The organism is Serratia sp. PAMC26656 (genome assembly GCF_016469055.2).
Lineage (GTDB): Bacteria > Pseudomonadota > Gammaproteobacteria > Enterobacterales > Enterobacteriaceae > Serratia > Serratia plymuthica.
The window spans coordinates 1629573-1646544 of sequence record NZ_CP150486.1 but is presented as its reverse complement, the minus strand read 5'-3'; the positions used below and the strand labels follow the sequence as shown (position 1 = coordinate 1646544).

The window sequence follows — 16972 nt, the reverse complement described above, 5'->3', positions numbered from 1 at the left end:
GGCGGGGATTGGCACCTTATTTGAGATCGGCATTATCAAAGTTGAACGAGGTATCCGGCATCACATAGAAACCGCTTAGCTGTTTGTTGTTGGCCGACAGCAGGCGCTCTGTGGCCAGGAAGATCCACGGCGCGTCGGCCCAGATCCGATCCTGCGCATCCTTGTAGAGTTTTTGCTTCTCGGCACGATCGGTGGTCGCCAGCGCACCGGTCAGATCCTTGTCCACCTGCGGATTGCTGTAAAACGCGGTGTTGAACTGCTTGGGTGGCGCAGCCTGGGTGGAGAACAGCGGCGACAGCGCCCAATCCGCCTCGCCGGTCGACGCCGACCAGCCGGTATAGAACATGCGCACGCCGGTGTCTTTCACACCAACGCTTTCCACCTGCGCGGCACGCTGGCCGGCATCCATCGCGGTCACCGTCACTTTCACCCCAACCTGCGCCAGCTGCTGCTGGGCAAACTGCAGCACTTTCTGCGCGGTGCTGTGGTTATGCGAAGACCACAACGTGGTGGTGAAACCGTTCGGATAGCCGGCCTCTTTCAGCAGTTCGCGCGCCTTGGCCGGATCGTACGGCCACGGCTTGTAGCGGGTAGCGAAGTCGATCGCCGGCGGTACTGGGCCTTCCGCCGGTACCGCGTAGCCGGAGAACGCCACTTTGATCAGCGCATCCTTGTTGATGGCGTAGTTCAACGCCTGGCGCACTTTCGGATTATCAAACGGCTTCTGGGTGACGTTCAGACTGATATAACGTTGCAGGATCGACGGTGCAGCCACTACGTCGAGCTTGGTATTGCCTTCCAGCACCTTGGCCTGCTCGTAAGGGATCGGGAAGGCAAAGGTGGCTTCGCCGGTTTGCAGCATCGCCGCGCGGGTGTTGTTGTCCACCACCGGGCGCCAGGTGATGCTGTCGAGCTTCGGCAACCCTGGCTTCCAATAGCCGTCGAACTTCTTCACCTTGACGAAATCGGTCTGGTTCCAGGTCACGAACTGATACGGCCCGGTGCCCACCGGATGGAAGCCAATATCTTTGCCATACTGCTTCAGCGCCGACGGGGAAATGATCGCCGCCGCCGGGTGCGCCAGATTGTTGATAAAGGCCGAGAACGGTGCCTTCAGCACGATTTTCACCGTATTGGCGTCCACCACTTCGGTTTTGTCGATCATCTTGAACAGGTTGTAACGTTTGAGATGGCTGTCCGGGTTGCTGGCGCGATCCAGGTTCACCTTCACCGCTTCGGCGTTGAACTCGGTGCCGTCGTGGAATTTCACCCCCGGATGCAGTTTGAGGGTATAAGTCAGGCCGTCTTTACTCACCTCGTAACCGTCCGCCAGCACGTTAACCAGCTTCATGTCCTTATCGAAGCCGAACAGCCCCTGATAGAAAGACTTGGCCACCGCCTGAGACAGCGTGTCGTTGGCGTCGTACGGATCCAACGTGGTGAAGTTGGAAGCCACGGCAATCACCGCATCCTTCGCCGCCCAGGCCGGGCCTGCGCCCACCACCGCCAGCAGCACGGCGGCCACCAACGCATTACGTTTGAATGTGTGCTTCATGTCGCTTGTCTCTCCTGAGGTCTTTAATAAGCACCGGCGATAGGGTGGCGGGCAACAAAGTGCCCCGGCCCAACCTGTACCAGCGGTGCGGTAACGGGTTCATCGCCCAACGCGCGGATCGGGCTGGGAATTTCATCCACCAACAACGGTTGGCGTTTATGGACATGTGCCGGATCGGCCACCGGCACCGCCGCCATCAGTTTGCGGGTGTAAGCGTGCTGCGGGTTGTCGAACACCGCCCGACGCGGGCCAATTTCGACGATCTGGCCGAGGTACATGACCGCCACGCGATGGCTAATGCGTTCCACCACCGCCATATCGTGCGAGATAAACAAGAATGCGATGCCGAGCTCACGCTGCAGATCGAGCAGCAAATTGACGATTTGCGCCTGAATCGACACGTCAAGCGCCGACACCGACTCGTCGGCAATCACCACCTTCGGGTTCAATGCCAGCGCACGCGCAATACAGATACGCTGCCGCTGACCACCGGAAAATTCATGCGGGTAACGTCGCGCATGCTCAGGTTTCAGCCCTACGCGCTCCAGCAACCAGGCCACACGCTCCTCCGCCGCCTTGCCACGCGCCACGTTATGCACCAACAGCGGCTCCATAATCGAAAAGCCGACGGTCAGCCGCGGGTCCAGCGAAGCGTAAGGATCCTGGAAGATAAACTGGATATCGCGCCGCAGGTGCTGCAACGCCGAGCCTTTCAGTTGGTTAATCTGGCGGCCGTCAAAGGTGATGGTGCCATGTTGGCTGTCCACCAGCTTTAGCAGCGAACGGCCGGTAGTGGATTTGCCGCAGCCGGACTCCCCCACCAGCCCGAGCGTTTCGCCGGGATAGAGATCAAAACTGACGTTTTCCACCGCGTGTACCCGACGGGTGACTCGGTTGAAAATACCGCTGCGCAGGTCAAAGCGCGTGACCAGGTTTTCCACCCGCAGGATCGGTGCTGCGCCAGGGGGCACGGTGTCCTGCGGCAATCCATTGTCTTCGCCGCTGGGCTGCGGGAATTTGGCCGGGAAGTCTTTATCTGCCATCGAGCCCAGTCTGGGTACCGCCGCCAGCAACGCCTGGGTGTAGGGCTGCTGCGGCGCGGCGAACAACTCGCGCACCGGCCCTTGCTCCACTTGTTCGCCCTGATGCATCACCAGCACCCGATCGGCAATTTCCGCCACGACGCCCATATCGTGAGTGATGAAAATCACCCCCATCTGCATTTCCTGCTGCAATACGCGAATCAGTTGCAAGATCTGCGCCTGAATGGTGACGTCCAGCGCGGTGGTCGGTTCGTCGGCAATCAGCAGCGCGGGTTTGCAAGATAACGCCATGGCGATCATCACCCGCTGGCGCATGCCGCCGGAAAGCTGGTGCGGATAACGGTTAAGCACCTCTTTGGCTTCGGGAATGCGCACCAGATCGAGCATGCGCAAGGCTTCTTGTTTCGCGGCGCGGCCGCCCATAGCCTGATGCAGCCGCAGAGACTCGGCGATCTGCTCACCTACCGGAAACACCGGATTCAGCGACGTCATCGGCTCCTGAAAAATCATCGCCATATCGGCGCCGCGCAGGGTTCGCAAGGTGCTCTGACGCGCTCGCGCCAGATCCAGTACCTCGCCGTTGCGCCGGCGAAACGGCATGATGCCGCTGACGATAGCGCCGCCGCCCTGCTCAACCAACCGCATCAACGCCAGAGAGGTCACCGATTTGCCCGAGCCGGACTCGCCGACGATCGCCAGCGTTTCACCGCGATCGATGTCAAATGACAGGTGGCGCACCGCCTCGACGGTGTCGCCTTGCTGGTTAAAACGGATGCCAAGATCGCGTACCGACAGTACGCGCTGCGGCGGCAGAAATAGCCCGGAGTCCGCCGCCGGCGGCATTGAAGTATCGGTCATGCACCCTCCTGGTGATCGGTTAGCGATAAATCCCTATGGACGGCGCATCGCCGACATAACCGAAGCCGCGGTACATTCCTTCGCTGTTGAAAGGCAGTGCCACGTTGCCGTGGCGGTCGATGGCGATCAGCCCGCCGCTGCCGCCCATTGCCGGCAGTTTTTCCATCACCACCCGGTCGCTGGCCTGCTGCAGGCTCAGACCGGCATACTCGATCAAGGCAGAAACGTCGTAAGCCGCGACGCCGCGCATGAAGATTTCGCCGGTGCCGGTGCTGGAGACCGCCACCGTGGCGTTGTTGGCATAGCAGCCGGCACCGATGATCGGCGTGTCACCTATCCGGCCGGCCTGTTTATTGGTCATACCGCCGGTTGAGGTGGCGGCCGCCAGATTGCCTAATGCGTCCAGCGCTACCGCACCGACGGTGCCGAATTTGCGCTCGGGGTCTATCGGATCGCCGGTCTGCGCCGCGCCGTCATGATCGAGCAGCACCCGGCCCTGCTCCGCCTGAGCGCGGTGCAGTTGATCAAAACGTTCCTGGGTAAAGAAGAAATCGGGGGTGACCATTTCCAGGCCGTGGGCCGCGGCGAATTTTTCTGCGCCTTCACCGGCGAACAGCACATGTTGGCTGTTTTCCAGCACCGCACGCGCGGCCAGCACCGGATTGCGGATCCGGTTAACGCCCGTCACGGCGCCGGCATCGCAGGTGCGGCCGTCCATCACGCAGGCATCCAGTTCGTGGGTGCCCTGATGGGTGAACACCGAACCCAAGCCCGCGTTGAACAGCGGGCACTCTTCCAGCAACCTCACCGCCTCGGTGACCGCATCCAGCGCGCTACCGCCCTGGGCCAAAATATTCTGGCCTGCGGCGACAATGCCGGACAGCACCTGAATATATTCTTGTTCCTTTTCTGCACTCAACGCCGCACGGGTAATTGCGCCCGCACCGCCATGAATGGCAATCACTGGTTTGCTCATTTGCCTGACACCCTGTGTTAATTCCAGCCCTTTTCCAAGACGCCTATCCCCTATGGATTTCAAGTTGCAGCCAGGCGGCCAGCTCGGGAGCCGCCAGGTATGCTTGAAATACGACGGGTGTAATTATTATTCAGACTTTTTTCGACTATATTTAGCCCGGCAATCGAAGTAAAGCATAAAGTCGCCGTTCAGCATTTAGCGTAGCCTTCTTAGACCATTTTGCACCTTGAAATAGCTTAGTGGAATAAAAACAGGGTGTTAGATCAAAGCATTCACGCAAGAAGTCATGTCTGATATTTTTGGCAAGCGCCCTACTTGATGGACAGTAATTTTCCGAAAAAATAACCGATCGCTCTGGATAAATAGCCGTGAAGCGTTCAACCTGCGGTTTTTTCGCCGGTTGAAAGCAGATAATCAATATTCAGAAACCCGACCCTGGCAACAGCAGAAATGCCTCTTCTTCCGGCGTACTGATCCGGCCTAATATCGCATTACGGTGCGGATAACGGCCAAAACGATCAATGATCGCCTTATGCCGTAATTCAAATTCCAACTGATCGCCATTATTCAGTTCGGTATACAACGCCAGTGCCTGCTGATGAATCACCGCCGATTCCGAATGCATAAAGGGTAAATAGAGAAAACCGCGCTGTTCGCGGCTGAGTTGTTCACATTGCCCGGAGCGGATCGCCTCTTGCGCCAGCACCAACGCCATGCAGTCGCTGGAAAATGCACGGGGCGTACCCCGATACAGATTACGGCTGAACTGATCGAGCACGATCACCTCCGCCAACCGTCCTTCGATAGTTTCGCGCCAGTGCGCCAATTCCCCCGCCGCCGCCGCGTGCCACAATTCGCCAAAACGCACCTGCAACCGGTTGTCGAAATCATCGTCTTTCTTGAACCACATTACCGGATCGATCTCCTCGAACCAGAAATCTATGACCTGTTTATGCATAACCTTTCTCCCTTGTTTTACTCAGTGTAACCCGTTCTCCCCTTCGGCGTTATCTGCCATAATACTCCCACTTTGCCGCTGTTTTTCGCGCACCCTGATTACGGAGTTCCCTTTATGGATCATTGCCATACTTCCGATCTCATTTCCCTTGAGCAGGCGCTGGAGAAGATGCTCGGCCAACTCTCTCCCCTGCAGCAGACCGAATCCATCCCCCTGAACGCCGCCGCCGGCCGCATTACCGCCGCGCCGGTGATTTCACCGATCGACGTGCCGCCGTTCGCCAATTCGGCCATGGACGGTTATGCGGTGCGTATCGCAGACCTGCATGCCAACGCCCCGTTACCGGTCGCAGGCAAAGCCTTTGCCGGTGCGCCGTTCAACGGTGACTGGCCGGCCGGCACCTGTGTGCGCATCATGACCGGCGCGCCGATCCCAACCGGCGCCGAGGCGGTGATCATGCAAGAGCAGGCCGAGGTGAACGATGCCGGCGTTCGCTTCAATGCCGCAGTGCGCGCCGGGCAAAATATCCGTTTGGCGGGAGAAGATATCCAACAGGGCGCCGGCGTGCTGCCTGCCGGCGTCAAACTGGGCGCCGCGCAGTTGCCGTTGCTGGCCTCGCTCGGCGTCGCCGAGGTGCTGGTGATCCGCAAGTTGAAGGTCGCGGTGTTCTCCACCGGCGACGAGCTGCAGCCGGTAGGCCAGCCGCTAGAAGCCGGGCAAATTTATGACACCAACCGCTTTGCGGTGCGCCTGATGCTCGAACAATTGGGCTGCGAGACTCTCGATCTGGGCATTATCCGTGATGACCAGAACGCGCTGCGTAACGCTTTTGAGCAGGCGGACAGCCAGGCTGACGTAGTGATCAGCAGCGGCGGTGTGTCGGTGGGTGAAGCCGACTACACCAAGCAAATGCTCGATGAGTTGGGCGAGGTCAGTTTCTGGAAACTGGCGATCAAACCCGGCAAACCCTTTGCGTTTGGCAAGCTGAAGCACGCCTGGTTCTGCGGCCTGCCGGGCAACCCGGTTTCCGCCGCCCTGACCTTCTACCAGTTGGTGCAGCCGTTGCTGGCAAAACTGGCTGGCCACAGCGAATGGCGTCTGCCACCGCGCCTGCGCGCACGCGCATTGACGCCGCTGAAGAAGGCGCCGGGTCGTCTTGATTTCCAGCGCGGCGTGTTTGGCAGCAATGCCCAGGGCGAGTTGGAAGTGAGCACCACCGGCCATCAGGGCTCGCACGTATTCAGTTCATTCAGTCAGGGGAACTGTTTCATCGTGCTGGAGCGCGAACGCGGTTCCGTGGCGGTTGGCGAAACGGTGGAGATCGAGCCATTCAACAACTTGTTGAGGAGCTGAACATGCTGCCGGAATTAACCGACGCCGAAACGCTGCGCTATAACCGCCAGATTATCCTGCGCGGCTTTGACTTCGACGGCCAGGAAAAACTGAAGGCCGCTCGAGTGCTGATTGTCGGCCTCGGCGGGCTGGGTTGCGCTGCTGCGCCATACCTGGCTGCGGCGGGCGTCGGCCACCTGACGCTGGTTGATTTCGACACCGTCGCCCTCTCCAACCTGCAACGCCAGATCCTGCATCGCGATGCACGCCTTGGCATGACGAAGGTCGAATCGGCTCGCCTCGAGCTGAGCGCCATCAATCCGCATATCCGTATTGATGCCGTGGACGGGCTGTTGAACGACGAACAGATGGCGGCGCACGTTGCCGCCTGCGATCTGGTGCTGGACTGCACCGACAACGTAGCGACACGCGATCTGCTCAACCGCCAGTGCCATGCGCAACGCAAACCGCTGGTTTCCGGCGCGGCGATCCGCATGGAGGGGCAGCTCAGCGTATTCACCTACCAGCCGGACGAGCCCTGCTACCGCTGCCTGAGCCGGTTATTCGGCGAAAATGCCCTGACCTGCGTCGAGGCTGGGGTTATGGCACCGCTGGTGGGCACTATCGGCACGCTACAAGCTCTGGAAGCGATTAAGCTGTTGACGCATTACGGCCAACCCCTCACCGGAAAACTGCTGATGTTCGACGCCATGACGATGCAGTTCCGCGAGATGAAGTTGCCGAAAAACCCGCAGTGCGAGGTGTGCGGCGGGGATATCTGATTTTTTGCAAGGAGGCATAGATCAACTAATTATGTTTATTTACCGTAAACGAAATGTGTGGCGTTCCATGATCTCCAAAATAAAGCATTTGGGGTTCAAGGGACTTTTCGTCATCACCTTGTTATTAGCCTATTTTGTATTGATGCTATTTAGCTTCCGTTTCCGCTTTGCCATTTTTCTTTATGACTGGGTACCGCAATGGGCAACCGCATTAAGCGTGGGTGCTATTGGGGGTTTGTGGTGTGCCTGGAAAGCACTCCCACAACTTAGAATGGAAAATAAGCCGTTCTGGGATATTGTGCAGCCATTCTTTGCTGGCCTGTGTTTCTTTGGCATTCCGGGGTTAATGTACCATGACTATGTGGTTTGGTTTTTCCCCGAAAAAACGGTCAGTTATGTCACGGACTATGATGTTACTTTTCCTGGCCCCTCCAGAGGTAAACATGGTCACTGCGAAGCCGGTTTACAAATTAAAGATATAACACTGGGGCACTGGATCACGCTTTGCTCGTCAAAAGAAGCACTACACCAGCAACGTAAACAAGGAATGGATGGGATATTCGTGGTTGAGCAAGTCGGTCACTATGGCATACGGCTGATCAGCACCACATTTACCTGGAAGGATTAAAAAAATGGGCCGTCAAAACGGCCCATTAGCTTTCGCCTATTACGACGTTAAACGATACCCTGGCTACGCAGATAGTCTTCGTAGTTGCCGGTAAAGTCGACAACCTTGGTCGGCGTCATTTCCAGCACGCGTGTCGCCAGCGAGCTGACGAACTCACGGTCGTGGGAGACGAAGATCAACGTGCCTTCGTACATTTCCAGCGCCATGTTCAGTGATTCGATGGATTCCATATCCAGGTGGTTGGTTGGTTCATCCATAACCAGAATATTAGGGCGCTGCATCATCAGCTTGCCGAACAGCATACGGCCCTTTTCACCACCGGACAGCACCTTAACTTTCTTCTTGATGTCGTCCTGGCTAAACAGCAAACGCCCCAGCACGCTACGCACCGCCTGCTCGTCGTCTTTTTCCTGCTTCCACTGGCTCATCCAGTCGAATACCGTCAGGGTATCATCGAACTCGTATTCGTGATCCTGAGCGTAGTAGCCGATCTTGGCGTTTTCGGACCACTTCACGCTGCCGCTGTCCGGCAGGGCGTCACCCACCAGCGTTTTCAGCAGGGTGGATTTACCGATACCGTTCGGGCCCAGCACCGCCACTTTCTCACCCACTTCAACCATCAGGTTGAGTTTGCTGAACAACGGGCCGTTATCGAAGCCTTTGGTCAGCGCTTCCACTTCCAGCGCGTTACGGAACAGTTTCTTGTCCTGATCAAAACGGATGAACGGGTTCTGACGGCTTGAGGCCTTCACTTCTTCCAGTTGGATCTTGTCGATCTGGCGGGCGCGAGAGGTCGCCTGCTTGGATTTGGAGGCGTTGGCGCTGAAGCGGCTCACGAACGATTGCAGTTCGTTAATCTGTGCCTTCTTCTTGGCGTTGTCCGCAACCAGACGCTCACGCGCCTGAGTGGCCGCGGTCATGTATTCGTCGTAGTTACCCGGATAAACGCGCAGCTCGCCGTAGTCCAAATCCGCCATGTGAGTACAGACCATGTTCAGGAAGTGACGGTCGTGCGAAATGATGACCATGGTGCTGTTACGATCGTTCAGCACCTGCTCCAGCCAGCGAATGGTATCGATGTCCAGGTTGTTCGTCGGTTCGTCGAGCAACAGGATTTCCGGATCGGAGAACAGCGCCTGCGCCAGCAATACGCGCAGTTTGAAGCCCGGCGCGATCTCGCTCATTGGGCCGTAATGCTGTTCAACCGGGATGCCTACGCCAAGCAGCAGTTCGCCGGCGCGCGCTTCTGCGGTGTAACCGTCCATCTCGCCGTAAGCCACTTCCAGATCGGCCACTTTATAGCCGTCTTCTTCGCTCATTTCGGCCAGACCGTAAATGCGGTCACGCTCTTCCTTCACCGCCCACAGCTCGTGGTGGCCCATGATGACGGTGTCCAGCACGCTGTATTGTTCGAAAGCGAACTGATCCTGACGCAGTTTGCCCAGGCGTTCGTTCGGATCGAGGAACACGTTGCCGCCGCTCGGCACCAGATCGCCACCCAGGATTTTCATAAAGGTGGATTTGCCGCAGCCGTTGGCCCCGATCAAACCGTAGCGGTTACCGCCGCCAAACTTGACGGAGATATTTTCAAACAACGGCTTACTGCCAAACTGCATAGTGATGTTGTTAGTGCTTAACACAGCGCTCGCTCTTCATATCATTGGGAATGTGATTTGGCGCGCATTATGCCATAACGAGGATAAGAGATCGCGGGAAGTTTCGGTGACAATTTGAGCAAAAGTGCGGCGACAGAGGATCATGAGGTTAACCCGGCATGCCGGCCCCATGGCTCGGCGCAATGCAAGCTGCTCGCTGACGGAGGGATCTCGGTGAAACTATTACCGCTTGAAGGTTGTCATGAGCCACTTCCCCAAGAAATAGAATAATTCAGTAAATTTACTCACATGCATCCATGATTTAAAATGCCAAAATATAAATATTTAAATTTTTCTTTTCTTAAAATGTCTGCTTTCAATATCGAAACATTATCATCTCACTCTTTTTCAAAAATGGATTTTACGTCATTATTATTTAGTTTACCTAGTTGCTTCAATCCACAAGCTGCATAGAGTTTACTTTCTGGCGTTGCCTTGGGATTATTGGCTATTCTCAGGAAAACATCAGTTGCTCCTTTGCTTTTAATAATATCTATTACAGCAACTTCTCCTTCACTAACCTTGCCAGCAAAGCCATTCATTCCTAAGGAAAAATAACCAACCTGGGATAAGTTACTTTCTATGGTTTCATAATGATTTTCATTTGCGTAGCCATAGAGAGAACATAACGAAGTAAAAAACAAAGTAGCAACGATAAAAATCCTTTTCATAAACCCCACCTGCATTCACAAATAATTTACCTTACACCAACCTAATCACATAAATATAATCATTGCAAATAAAAAACTTACAGCCGTATTAATAACATGATTCATTACAATCTATAAAATAGTTTGATTCATGCACTCTTATGCGATCATTAGCCATGATCTTGCTTTTCTTCGGCCATTTTTGAAACCTCCCCATTCCCCTAACATGCCGAATGCGATAATCCCCCATCCGGTGTACGCCAAGCGTGGCGAGTTGCTCCGCCAGCATCAGGGCATAGGGAGCCTTGTGCGAGACGTCTCAATATCCTGGATTACTCGTATTTCTGCCTGCGTTCGAGAAAACATATTTGTATTCACCACAACGATTATTTAAATAAATTAAATTCACACAAAATATTAATTACTCACAGGCAGGCCTAAAGAAACTATCAGGCTTATCATCTGAGTGATAGAGGTAGCCAATATTTACGTTAAACATCTCAACAAAAAATAACGTTAACCTGCGGGTGATAAACCATTATTCCCTTGGATTAAGTAAATGCTTTGCCTTTACCCTCTCCTTCAGGCCGAGTAGCCATTTTTATTGCTACGACAGAACCTCACCACCACAGATTCCTCTCTACGATTAAAATTGTGATTCACCTCTTAAAACCCACAGGGAATCGGATCCTTTGTGTGTGGCAGGTCACTAAATCGTCAGTCTGGCTGGGTTAACTCCTTACCAGAATCCATACAAACCACTTAATAAACAATAAATTAAATTAATTAACTTCCATTTTCACACCACAAACAACCTGTATTGCATATAGTTGTACATACAAGTATATGTAAACAAGAGGTTGCAATGGTGTGATCGCAACAAACCGCATCCCTCAGGTATCACTGGTGAAACATTAACAATAAAAACATGCCGCCCATCGCGAGAGATAGAAATAATGACAAACACTGTTGAAAACGAGTTATCCGAGAATCGGACGATCGACAAGAAAACGATAAATTATAAGGTCATTTTTGGCGCCAGCCTCGGTAACGGACTGGAGATCTTCGATTTCACCGTTTACAGCTTCTTTGCAGCCATTATCGGTAAACTGTATTTCCCCAGCGACACGGCCTACGGATCTTTATTAATGTCGGTGGCCGTTTTTGGCGTCGGTTTTATTATGCGTCCGCTAGGCAGCATGGTGCTGGGCGCCTACGCCGATCGGGTCGGTCGTAAGGCTGCGATGTTAATGACCATTGTCCTGATGGGCGTCGGCACGGCGCTGATTGCTTTTGCCCCCACCCATGCGCAAATAGGCCTCTTCGCGCCAATGCTGATCGTGGTCGGGCGATTGATTCAGGGTTTTGCCGCCGGCGGTGAAGTGGGGTCTGCGACCACCCTGCTTCTGGAGTCAGCCGGGGCCAACCAGCGGGGATTCTTTGTCAGCTGGCAGGCGATCAGCCAAGGCATCAGCGCCTTGCTCGGCGCCTCTTTCGGGCTGCTGTTGACCTATTTTCTACCGGAAGAAGCCCTCTATTCCTGGGGCTGGCGCGTGCCTTTCATCATCGGCCTGCTGATTATTCCCGTCGGCGTGTATATCCGTAAACACCTGGAGGAAACCTATAGCGGCGAGGTGGTGGATCACGAACGCCCACAGGTTAACCCGGTCTGGGATGTGCTGCGCAATCACTTTAAAGACCTGCTGCTGGGGATGCTGATCATTATGTCCGGCACCGTGATGGTTTATATTGTGCTGCTGTATATGCCGACTTATATGATGCAGACCTATCATATTGCCGCCCCCACCGCCTATCTCTTCAGTTGCATTGCTTCCGTGGTGCAAATCGTCGCCGTTTATTTCGCCGGCCGTTATGTCGATCGGGTACAAAACTACAAAAAGCCGCTGCTTTTCTCTATCTTTGCCGCCCTGATACTGATTTATCCCACATTCTGGTTCCTAGGCTCCACACACTATCTGTGGCTGGCAATCCTCTTTCGCATCTTGCTGATCGGTGCTTTAGGGGTCAATATGTTGTCGAGCACCATGCTGATCGTCTCTGCGTTACCGCGCCATGTACGCGCAACCGGCACCTCAATGATTTACGCCTTCGGCGTTACGCTGTTTGGCGGGTCGGCGCAGCTCGTCGTCACCTGGCTGCTGGATGTCAGCGGCAATCCTATGGCGCCGGCCTGGTATGTCACCGGCATGCTGACTCTCAGCCTGATTGCCGCTACGGTGTTCAAGGAGCGGCACAAAAACTGACGCAGTTCTATCCCAGGAGCGAAAAGAAGTATGGATACCCCTTATAATTTGGCATTACTGACGGGTGCAGGACTGAGCGCCATTGCGGCCCTGGTGCATGTTTGGGTGATCAAGGCGGGGCCGCGCGGATATCGTCTGTGTGGCGCCGGCGAACGCTTTATCCGCGCAGCCGAAGCCGGCAAGAAATTTCCGGACATCGCGACCGCAGGTATCGCCCTGGTGTTGTTTATCTGGGCGCTGTACGCTTTGGCCGGTGCTGGCATTATTGCACCGCTGCCATTGCTACGCCCCGTGCTGTGCCTCATCACGTTCATCTATCTGTTGCGCGGCATTGCCGGCCCCCTGGCGCTGCGTAATACCGGTCGCAGTGACAAATTCATCGTCATAAGTTCGTTGATTTGTCTCTGTCTGGGTCTGGTTCATCTGCTGGGGCTTGCACAGCGCTGGAACGCGCTGGCATAGCTTTCCGTTAACGCAAGAGATAACACCCGCTCTGCACCGCAGAGCGAGGTCGCTGTCGATACCGCGTTTGAAACCACGTCCCTCAAACGGGCTGACTCAGGCATGATCACCGTATCTGACCACAGTCAGCCGCTCTTCCTCTGAAGGGGAAACAAAGTAGTGGGTAAGCAGATCGAAGGTTTCTTCGCTTAGCACGAAAGGATGCTCGCCCTGCTCATTTCTCAGTTTTATCCGGCTCTTGCATTGCACATCGCTGACGTCCAGAAAATGCAGACAATGACCAACACCGGCGGCATCCGCCAATTGTCTGGCCCAAAGACGACGATCCGGCGTGTTCATCGGAAAATCGAGCACTACCGACAGCCCATTACGCAGCAGTTGTACAATATGTTCACTCAATGCCTGCCGCAGCCGGGCCGAATAACGGGCGTAATCCTGCAATCCGGCCATCTGTTGTTCATACAGCGTCGCCAGCCAGCTGTCCTCAACAATCAGCAGCGTTTGTGGCTGCTGCGACAAAAGGTTTGCCAACGTTGACTTGCCTGAGCCGGCTTTGCCGCACATCAGATGTAAAACAGCGTGGGGGTGATTTTCCATGACGTCCTCCTGGGTGATAGCCAGCAGGAGGAGAGATTGCCCCGCCTTACTGGCGGGTTTTGGCTTGAAAGAGACGCGCTATCCCACCACTCTGAGAATGGTGATAATAATCTGCGCGAATACAAGTCGGTTTTTGTTCATCCACTATCAATAGAATAAAGCCGGGAGTGCTGTCAACAGCGAAACTAAGGCGGCCTAACAAAACCAGGCTTCACGGATAAAATCGGTAAACAGCCGCACCTTATGCTGAACATGACGGCGCGTTGGATACACCGCAAATACCTGATGCGCCTCACTGGAGAAATCCGGGAACAACCGCACCAGTCGGCCGGCGGCAATCTCCGGATCGGCGACAAACGACGGCAACGAACCAATGCCTAACCCGGCGCCAATCATGTCGCGCAGCATCAGGCTGTTGTTCGCCGTCAACCTGGGATTGACCGCCACGCTCAGATTCTCTTCCCCCAACGTAAAGTGCCAATGGCCGGGCTTTTCCGCCAGCGAATAGGCCAGGCACTGATGATGCTGTAGCTGCGCCACCGTTTTCGGCGTGCCATATTGCGCCAAATAAGCCGGTGCGGCGCAGAGCCGCTGCTGCACCTCCCCCAGAGAACGGGCGCTCAGCGACGAATCCGGCAAATGACGGCGAATACGCAGCGAAATATCAAAACCGGCGGCCACTACGTCCAGTACCCGATCGTCCAGCGTCAGTTCCACCTGCAACTCTGGGTAACGTTGCATAAACTGCGGCAGCAGCGGCGACAACACCATCAGACCAAAAGAGAGCGGCGCATTGATCCGCAGCGTGCCGGACACCTGCTGCACGCTGGCGGCGACCGTCTGCTCCAGCGCATCAAATTCGCCCAGCAGCCGGCAAGCTTCCTGATAGTACAGTTGCCCCGCCTCGGTCAGGCTCATGGTTCGCGTCGTCCGTGCGATCAATACCGTGGCCAACCGGGCTTCCAATTGCTTGATCTGCTTGCTCAGGGCGGCGGGCGTCACCGCCAGATCCTCAGCGGCCTTGTAAAAACTGTTGCGTTCAACCACGCGGCGGAATGCCCGCATCGCCAGTAAAACGTCCATATAATTTCCTATAAGTTAATTATCAATTAAATAAACCATAGATTATTAACTTCATCAATATCAGTAAACTCCCGATCGCTCGCTTCATCTGTATGAAGTAAAAAACCGGCACTCATGGAGTTAACAATGAAAAAGACCCTCATCGCCCTACTGCTCAGCCTCAGCAGCGCAGCAACCCCCTTCGCCGCCCTGGCGCAACCGGTAACCGCCGATGCACGCCAGGCCGGTTACGTTCAACCGCTGACGGCGGACAATAGCCTGCTGCTGCTGGTCGATCTGCAGGACATGTTCGGCATGACCATCTCCTCTATCGATCAAACCAACCTGGTGAACAACGCCACCGGCATTGCCAAAGCGGCCAAGGTCTTCAACGTGCCGACGATTTTGGCTTCGGCCAACGCCAAAAGCTTTGCCGGCCCCTTTTTCCAGCAGGTGACCCTGGCTCGGCCGGATCTGAAAGTTTATGACCGCACCGCCATCAACGTCTGGCAGGATCCGCGCGTGGTTGAACAGATCAAAAAGTCCGGCCGCAAAAAAATTATCATCGGTGGCCTGTGGACCGCCAGTTGCGTGATGCTGCCGGCCCTTTCCGCCTTGGGGGAGGGGTACGAAGTGTACATTTTGTCTGACGTTACCGGTGATATCACCGCAGATACCCAACATAACGCCATGCAGCGCCTGATTCAGGCCGGCGCCACACCGGTCAACTGGGTAGCCTTGATGCTGGAATGGCAACAGGACTGGAGCCATAAGACCACCGCCGGCGGGGTATTGAAGATTGCCGGCGAACATGGCGCAAGCTGGGGCATGGGCGCCAACTACGCCGGCGCCATGAAAGTCGGCAGCGAAGCCAAATAATTCTCTCGTCGTCTTAGCCCGCACCCTGCGGGCTTTGCACTAACCTGCGTGATAGCCGCAACTGTCCTGCGGCGCTTGATCGCGCTGATCCAAACCATAGTCGCGCACCACCTCAGCCACCCGCAGGCGGTACTGCGCCAGCACATCATGGCGGCCACGCGCCTGCGCCCTCACGGCGGCGCTTCGCCTGCGGCTGCCTGGACTGGAGCGAACGCAAGGCTCACCTTGGCGGCGCACTTGGCGCAGCGCTACTTAACGCCTTTATCGAGCGCGACTGGATAAGGCGCCGGCTCGATAGCCGCGAGTTGCAACTCACCGCCACCGGCAAGAATGCTCTGAAAGCACATTTTGACCTCACGGTTTAACCCCGCAACGCGTTAGCTTTGGTGCAATACTCAATAGGCAAACCGTCAACCCGAGGACTCTTCATGCTCGATCAAACCCAATTCCCGATTATCAAACGCTGGCCCGCGCAGCACCCGGAAAGGCTGCAACTTTATTCCTTGCCGACGCCAAACGGCGTAAAAGTGTCCATTATGCTCGAAGAGATCGGCCTGCCTTATGAAGCGCACCTGATCGATATCGGCAAGAATGAAACCTGGACACCGGAGTTTTTGTCGCTGAACCCTAACGGTAAAATCCCTTCGATTATCGATCCCGATGGCCCAGGCGGTAAGCCGCTGGCGCTGTTTGAATCCGGTGCCATCCTGCTGTATCTGGCAGAGAAAAGCGGTCAATTCCTGCCACAGGATCCCGCGCAGCGCTATGAAACCATCCAATGGGTATTTTTCCAGATGGCGGCGGTCGGCCCGATGTTCGGCCAACTCGGCTTCTTCCACCGCTTCGCCGGGCGTGAATACGAAGATAAACGCCCGCTGGAGCGTTATAAAAATGAATCCAAACGCCTGCTCGGCGTGCTGGAAAGCCGCCTCGAAGGCCGCGAGTGGATCATGGGCCAGGATTACACCATCGCCGACATTTCTCTGCTGGGCTGGGTGCGCAACCTGATCGGTTTCTACGAAGCGCGCGAACTGGTGGAATTCGACAGTTTCCCACGGGTGGGGCAATGGCTGGAGCGCGGGCTGGTACGCCCGGCAGTACAACGCGGCCTGAATATTCCCGCTCGTAACGAATAATTTATTGCCTGGGATAGCCGCTGGCTATCCCATTTTCGCTCCCCGCATCGTCATAAAAGTGTCACACCTCTGCACTACTCTCCCTGCGTAACAAACTGATGCTATTTATGTTTTATTATTACGACAAGGAGTTTT

General features: G+C 55.4%; 15 protein-coding genes and 2 pseudogenes. 8 read left to right on the top strand and 9 right to left on the bottom strand.

Translation table 11 applies throughout. From position 1 onward, the window contains the following. Window positions 1–16: 16 nt before the first annotated feature. The 4 genes from gsiB to JEM67_RS08445 form a co-directional block, all read right to left on the bottom strand. Window positions 17–1555, bottom strand: a complete 1539-nt coding sequence (gsiB, locus tag JEM67_RS08460) for a glutathione ABC transporter substrate-binding protein GsiB (RefSeq protein WP_199635241.1) — start codon at window positions 1553–1555, stop codon at window positions 17–19. 23 nt (window positions 1556–1578) lie between these two features. Continuing rightward, window positions 1579–3456, bottom strand: a complete 1878-nt coding sequence (locus JEM67_RS08455; protein ID WP_199635242.1) for a dipeptide ABC transporter ATP-binding protein — start codon at window positions 3454–3456, stop codon at window positions 1579–1581. Between the two features lie 19 nt (window positions 3457–3475). Further along, the gene (locus tag JEM67_RS08450) at window positions 3476–4432 is read right to left on the bottom strand and encodes an isoaspartyl peptidase/L-asparaginase family protein (protein ID WP_199635243.1); all 957 of its coding nucleotides are present in this window, start codon (window positions 4430–4432) and stop codon (window positions 3476–3478) included. A gap of 421 nt (window positions 4433–4853) precedes the next feature. Beyond that, window positions 4854–5390: a DUF924 family protein gene (locus JEM67_RS08445; RefSeq protein WP_013812166.1), complete on the bottom strand. Its 537-nt coding sequence runs from the start codon at window positions 5388–5390 to the stop codon at window positions 4854–4856. 114 nt (window positions 5391–5504) lie between these two features. On the opposite strand from JEM67_RS08445, the gene moeA reads away from it, so the two are divergent. From moeA to JEM67_RS08430, 3 genes are read left to right on the top strand one after another with little or no spacing between them, the layout of a single operon-like run. Continuing rightward, the gene (gene moeA / locus JEM67_RS08440; RefSeq protein WP_199635244.1) at window positions 5505–6743 is read left to right on the top strand and encodes a molybdopterin molybdotransferase MoeA; all 1239 of its coding nucleotides are present in this window, start codon (window positions 5505–5507) and stop codon (window positions 6741–6743) included. Window positions 6744–6745: 2 nt separating this feature from the next. Then, window positions 6746–7504: a molybdopterin-synthase adenylyltransferase MoeB gene (moeB, locus tag JEM67_RS08435; RefSeq protein ID WP_199635245.1), complete on the top strand. Its 759-nt coding sequence runs from the start codon at window positions 6746–6748 to the stop codon at window positions 7502–7504. A 31-nt stretch (window positions 7505–7535) separates the two neighbouring features. Continuing rightward, window positions 7536–8132: a phage holin family protein gene (locus JEM67_RS08430; RefSeq protein WP_199635246.1), complete on the top strand. Its 597-nt coding sequence runs from the start codon at window positions 7536–7538 to the stop codon at window positions 8130–8132. Between the two features lie 47 nt (window positions 8133–8179). Here JEM67_RS08430 and JEM67_RS08425 read toward each other — a convergent pair whose 3' ends face one another. Beyond that, a complete protein-coding gene (locus JEM67_RS08425; RefSeq protein ID WP_013812161.1) occupies window positions 8180–9772 on the bottom strand; it encodes an ABC-F family ATPase in 1593 nt (530 codons plus the stop codon). Window positions 9773–10125: 353 nt separating this feature from the next. Then, window positions 10126–10458 carry a hypothetical protein gene (locus JEM67_RS08420; protein ID WP_233527593.1) on the bottom strand — a complete coding sequence of 111 codons (333 nt, stop codon included), beginning with the start codon at window positions 10456–10458 and terminating at the stop codon, window positions 10126–10128. A 935-nt stretch (window positions 10459–11393) separates the two neighbouring features. Between JEM67_RS08420 and JEM67_RS08415 the strand changes: the two genes are divergently transcribed. Beyond that, entirely contained in the window at window positions 11394–12701 is a 1308-nt protein-coding gene (locus JEM67_RS08415; RefSeq protein ID WP_199635247.1) for an MFS transporter, read from the top strand. 30 nt (window positions 12702–12731) lie between these two features. Further along, window positions 12732–13163: a hypothetical protein gene (locus JEM67_RS08410; RefSeq protein ID WP_199635248.1), complete on the top strand. Its 432-nt coding sequence runs from the start codon at window positions 12732–12734 to the stop codon at window positions 13161–13163. Window positions 13164–13259: 96 nt separating this feature from the next. Here JEM67_RS08410 and JEM67_RS08405 read toward each other — a convergent pair whose 3' ends face one another. Then, a complete protein-coding gene (locus JEM67_RS08405; RefSeq protein ID WP_199635249.1) occupies window positions 13260–13760 on the bottom strand; it encodes an AAA family ATPase in 501 nt (166 codons plus the stop codon). 195 nt (window positions 13761–13955) lie between these two features. Beyond that, complete coding sequence (locus JEM67_RS08400) at window positions 13956–14843, bottom strand: LysR family transcriptional regulator (protein ID WP_199635250.1); 888 nt, start codon at window positions 14841–14843, stop codon at window positions 13956–13958. Between the two features lie 126 nt (window positions 14844–14969). Between JEM67_RS08400 and JEM67_RS08395 the strand changes: the two genes are divergently transcribed. Beyond that, entirely contained in the window at window positions 14970–15701 is a 732-nt protein-coding gene (locus JEM67_RS08395) for an isochorismatase family protein (RefSeq protein ID WP_126481369.1), read from the top strand. Window positions 15702–15740: 39 nt separating this feature from the next. Here the strand turns inward: JEM67_RS08395 and JEM67_RS08390 are convergent. Continuing rightward, window positions 15741–15869: pseudogene (locus tag JEM67_RS08390) on the bottom strand (antibiotic biosynthesis monooxygenase); the annotation flags it as partial. Between JEM67_RS08390 and JEM67_RS08385 the strand changes: the two are divergent. Then, a pseudogene (locus JEM67_RS08385) lies at window positions 15860–16066 on the top strand (transcriptional regulator); the annotation flags it as partial. The pseudogenes JEM67_RS08390 and JEM67_RS08385 sit on opposite strands and share 10 nt — an antisense overlap. 63 nt (window positions 16067–16129) lie before the next feature. Continuing rightward, window positions 16130–16837 (top strand): glutathione S-transferase N-terminal domain-containing protein, encoded by a 708-nt coding sequence (locus JEM67_RS08380; RefSeq protein WP_199635251.1) that lies wholly within the window; start codon window positions 16130–16132, stop codon window positions 16835–16837. Window positions 16838–16972 lie beyond the last annotated feature (135 nt).

Coding starts and splice junctions, on each gene's coding strand:
- JEM67_RS08410 (WP_199635248.1), top strand. CDS start 12,732: ATGGATACCCCTTATAATTTGGCATTACTGACGGGTGCAGGACTGAGC.
- JEM67_RS08395 (WP_126481369.1), top strand. CDS start 14,970: ATGAAAAAGACCCTCATCGCCCTACTGCTCAGCCTCAGCAGCGCAGCA.
- JEM67_RS08405 (WP_199635249.1), bottom strand. CDS start 13,760: ATGGAAAATCACCCCCACGCTGTTTTACATCTGATGTGCGGCAAAGCC.
- moeB (WP_199635245.1), top strand. CDS start 6,746: ATGCTGCCGGAATTAACCGACGCCGAAACGCTGCGCTATAACCGCCAG.
- JEM67_RS08430 (WP_199635246.1), top strand. CDS start 7,536: ATGTTTATTTACCGTAAACGAAATGTGTGGCGTTCCATGATCTCCAAA.
- JEM67_RS08415 (WP_199635247.1), top strand. CDS start 11,394: ATGACAAACACTGTTGAAAACGAGTTATCCGAGAATCGGACGATCGAC.
- JEM67_RS08380 (WP_199635251.1), top strand. CDS start 16,130: ATGCTCGATCAAACCCAATTCCCGATTATCAAACGCTGGCCCGCGCAG.
- JEM67_RS08420 (WP_233527593.1), bottom strand. CDS start 10,458: ATGAAAAGGATTTTTATCGTTGCTACTTTGTTTTTTACTTCGTTATGT.
- JEM67_RS08455 (WP_199635242.1), bottom strand. CDS start 3,456: ATGACCGATACTTCAATGCCGCCGGCGGCGGACTCCGGGCTATTTCTG.
- JEM67_RS08445 (WP_013812166.1), bottom strand. CDS start 5,390: ATGCATAAACAGGTCATAGATTTCTGGTTCGAGGAGATCGATCCGGTA.
- gsiB (WP_199635241.1), bottom strand. CDS start 1,555: ATGAAGCACACATTCAAACGTAATGCGTTGGTGGCCGCCGTGCTGCTG.
- JEM67_RS08450 (WP_199635243.1), bottom strand. CDS start 4,432: ATGAGCAAACCAGTGATTGCCATTCATGGCGGTGCGGGCGCAATTACC.
- moeA (WP_199635244.1), top strand. CDS start 5,505: ATGGATCATTGCCATACTTCCGATCTCATTTCCCTTGAGCAGGCGCTG.
- JEM67_RS08400 (WP_199635250.1), bottom strand. CDS start 14,843: ATGGACGTTTTACTGGCGATGCGGGCATTCCGCCGCGTGGTTGAACGC.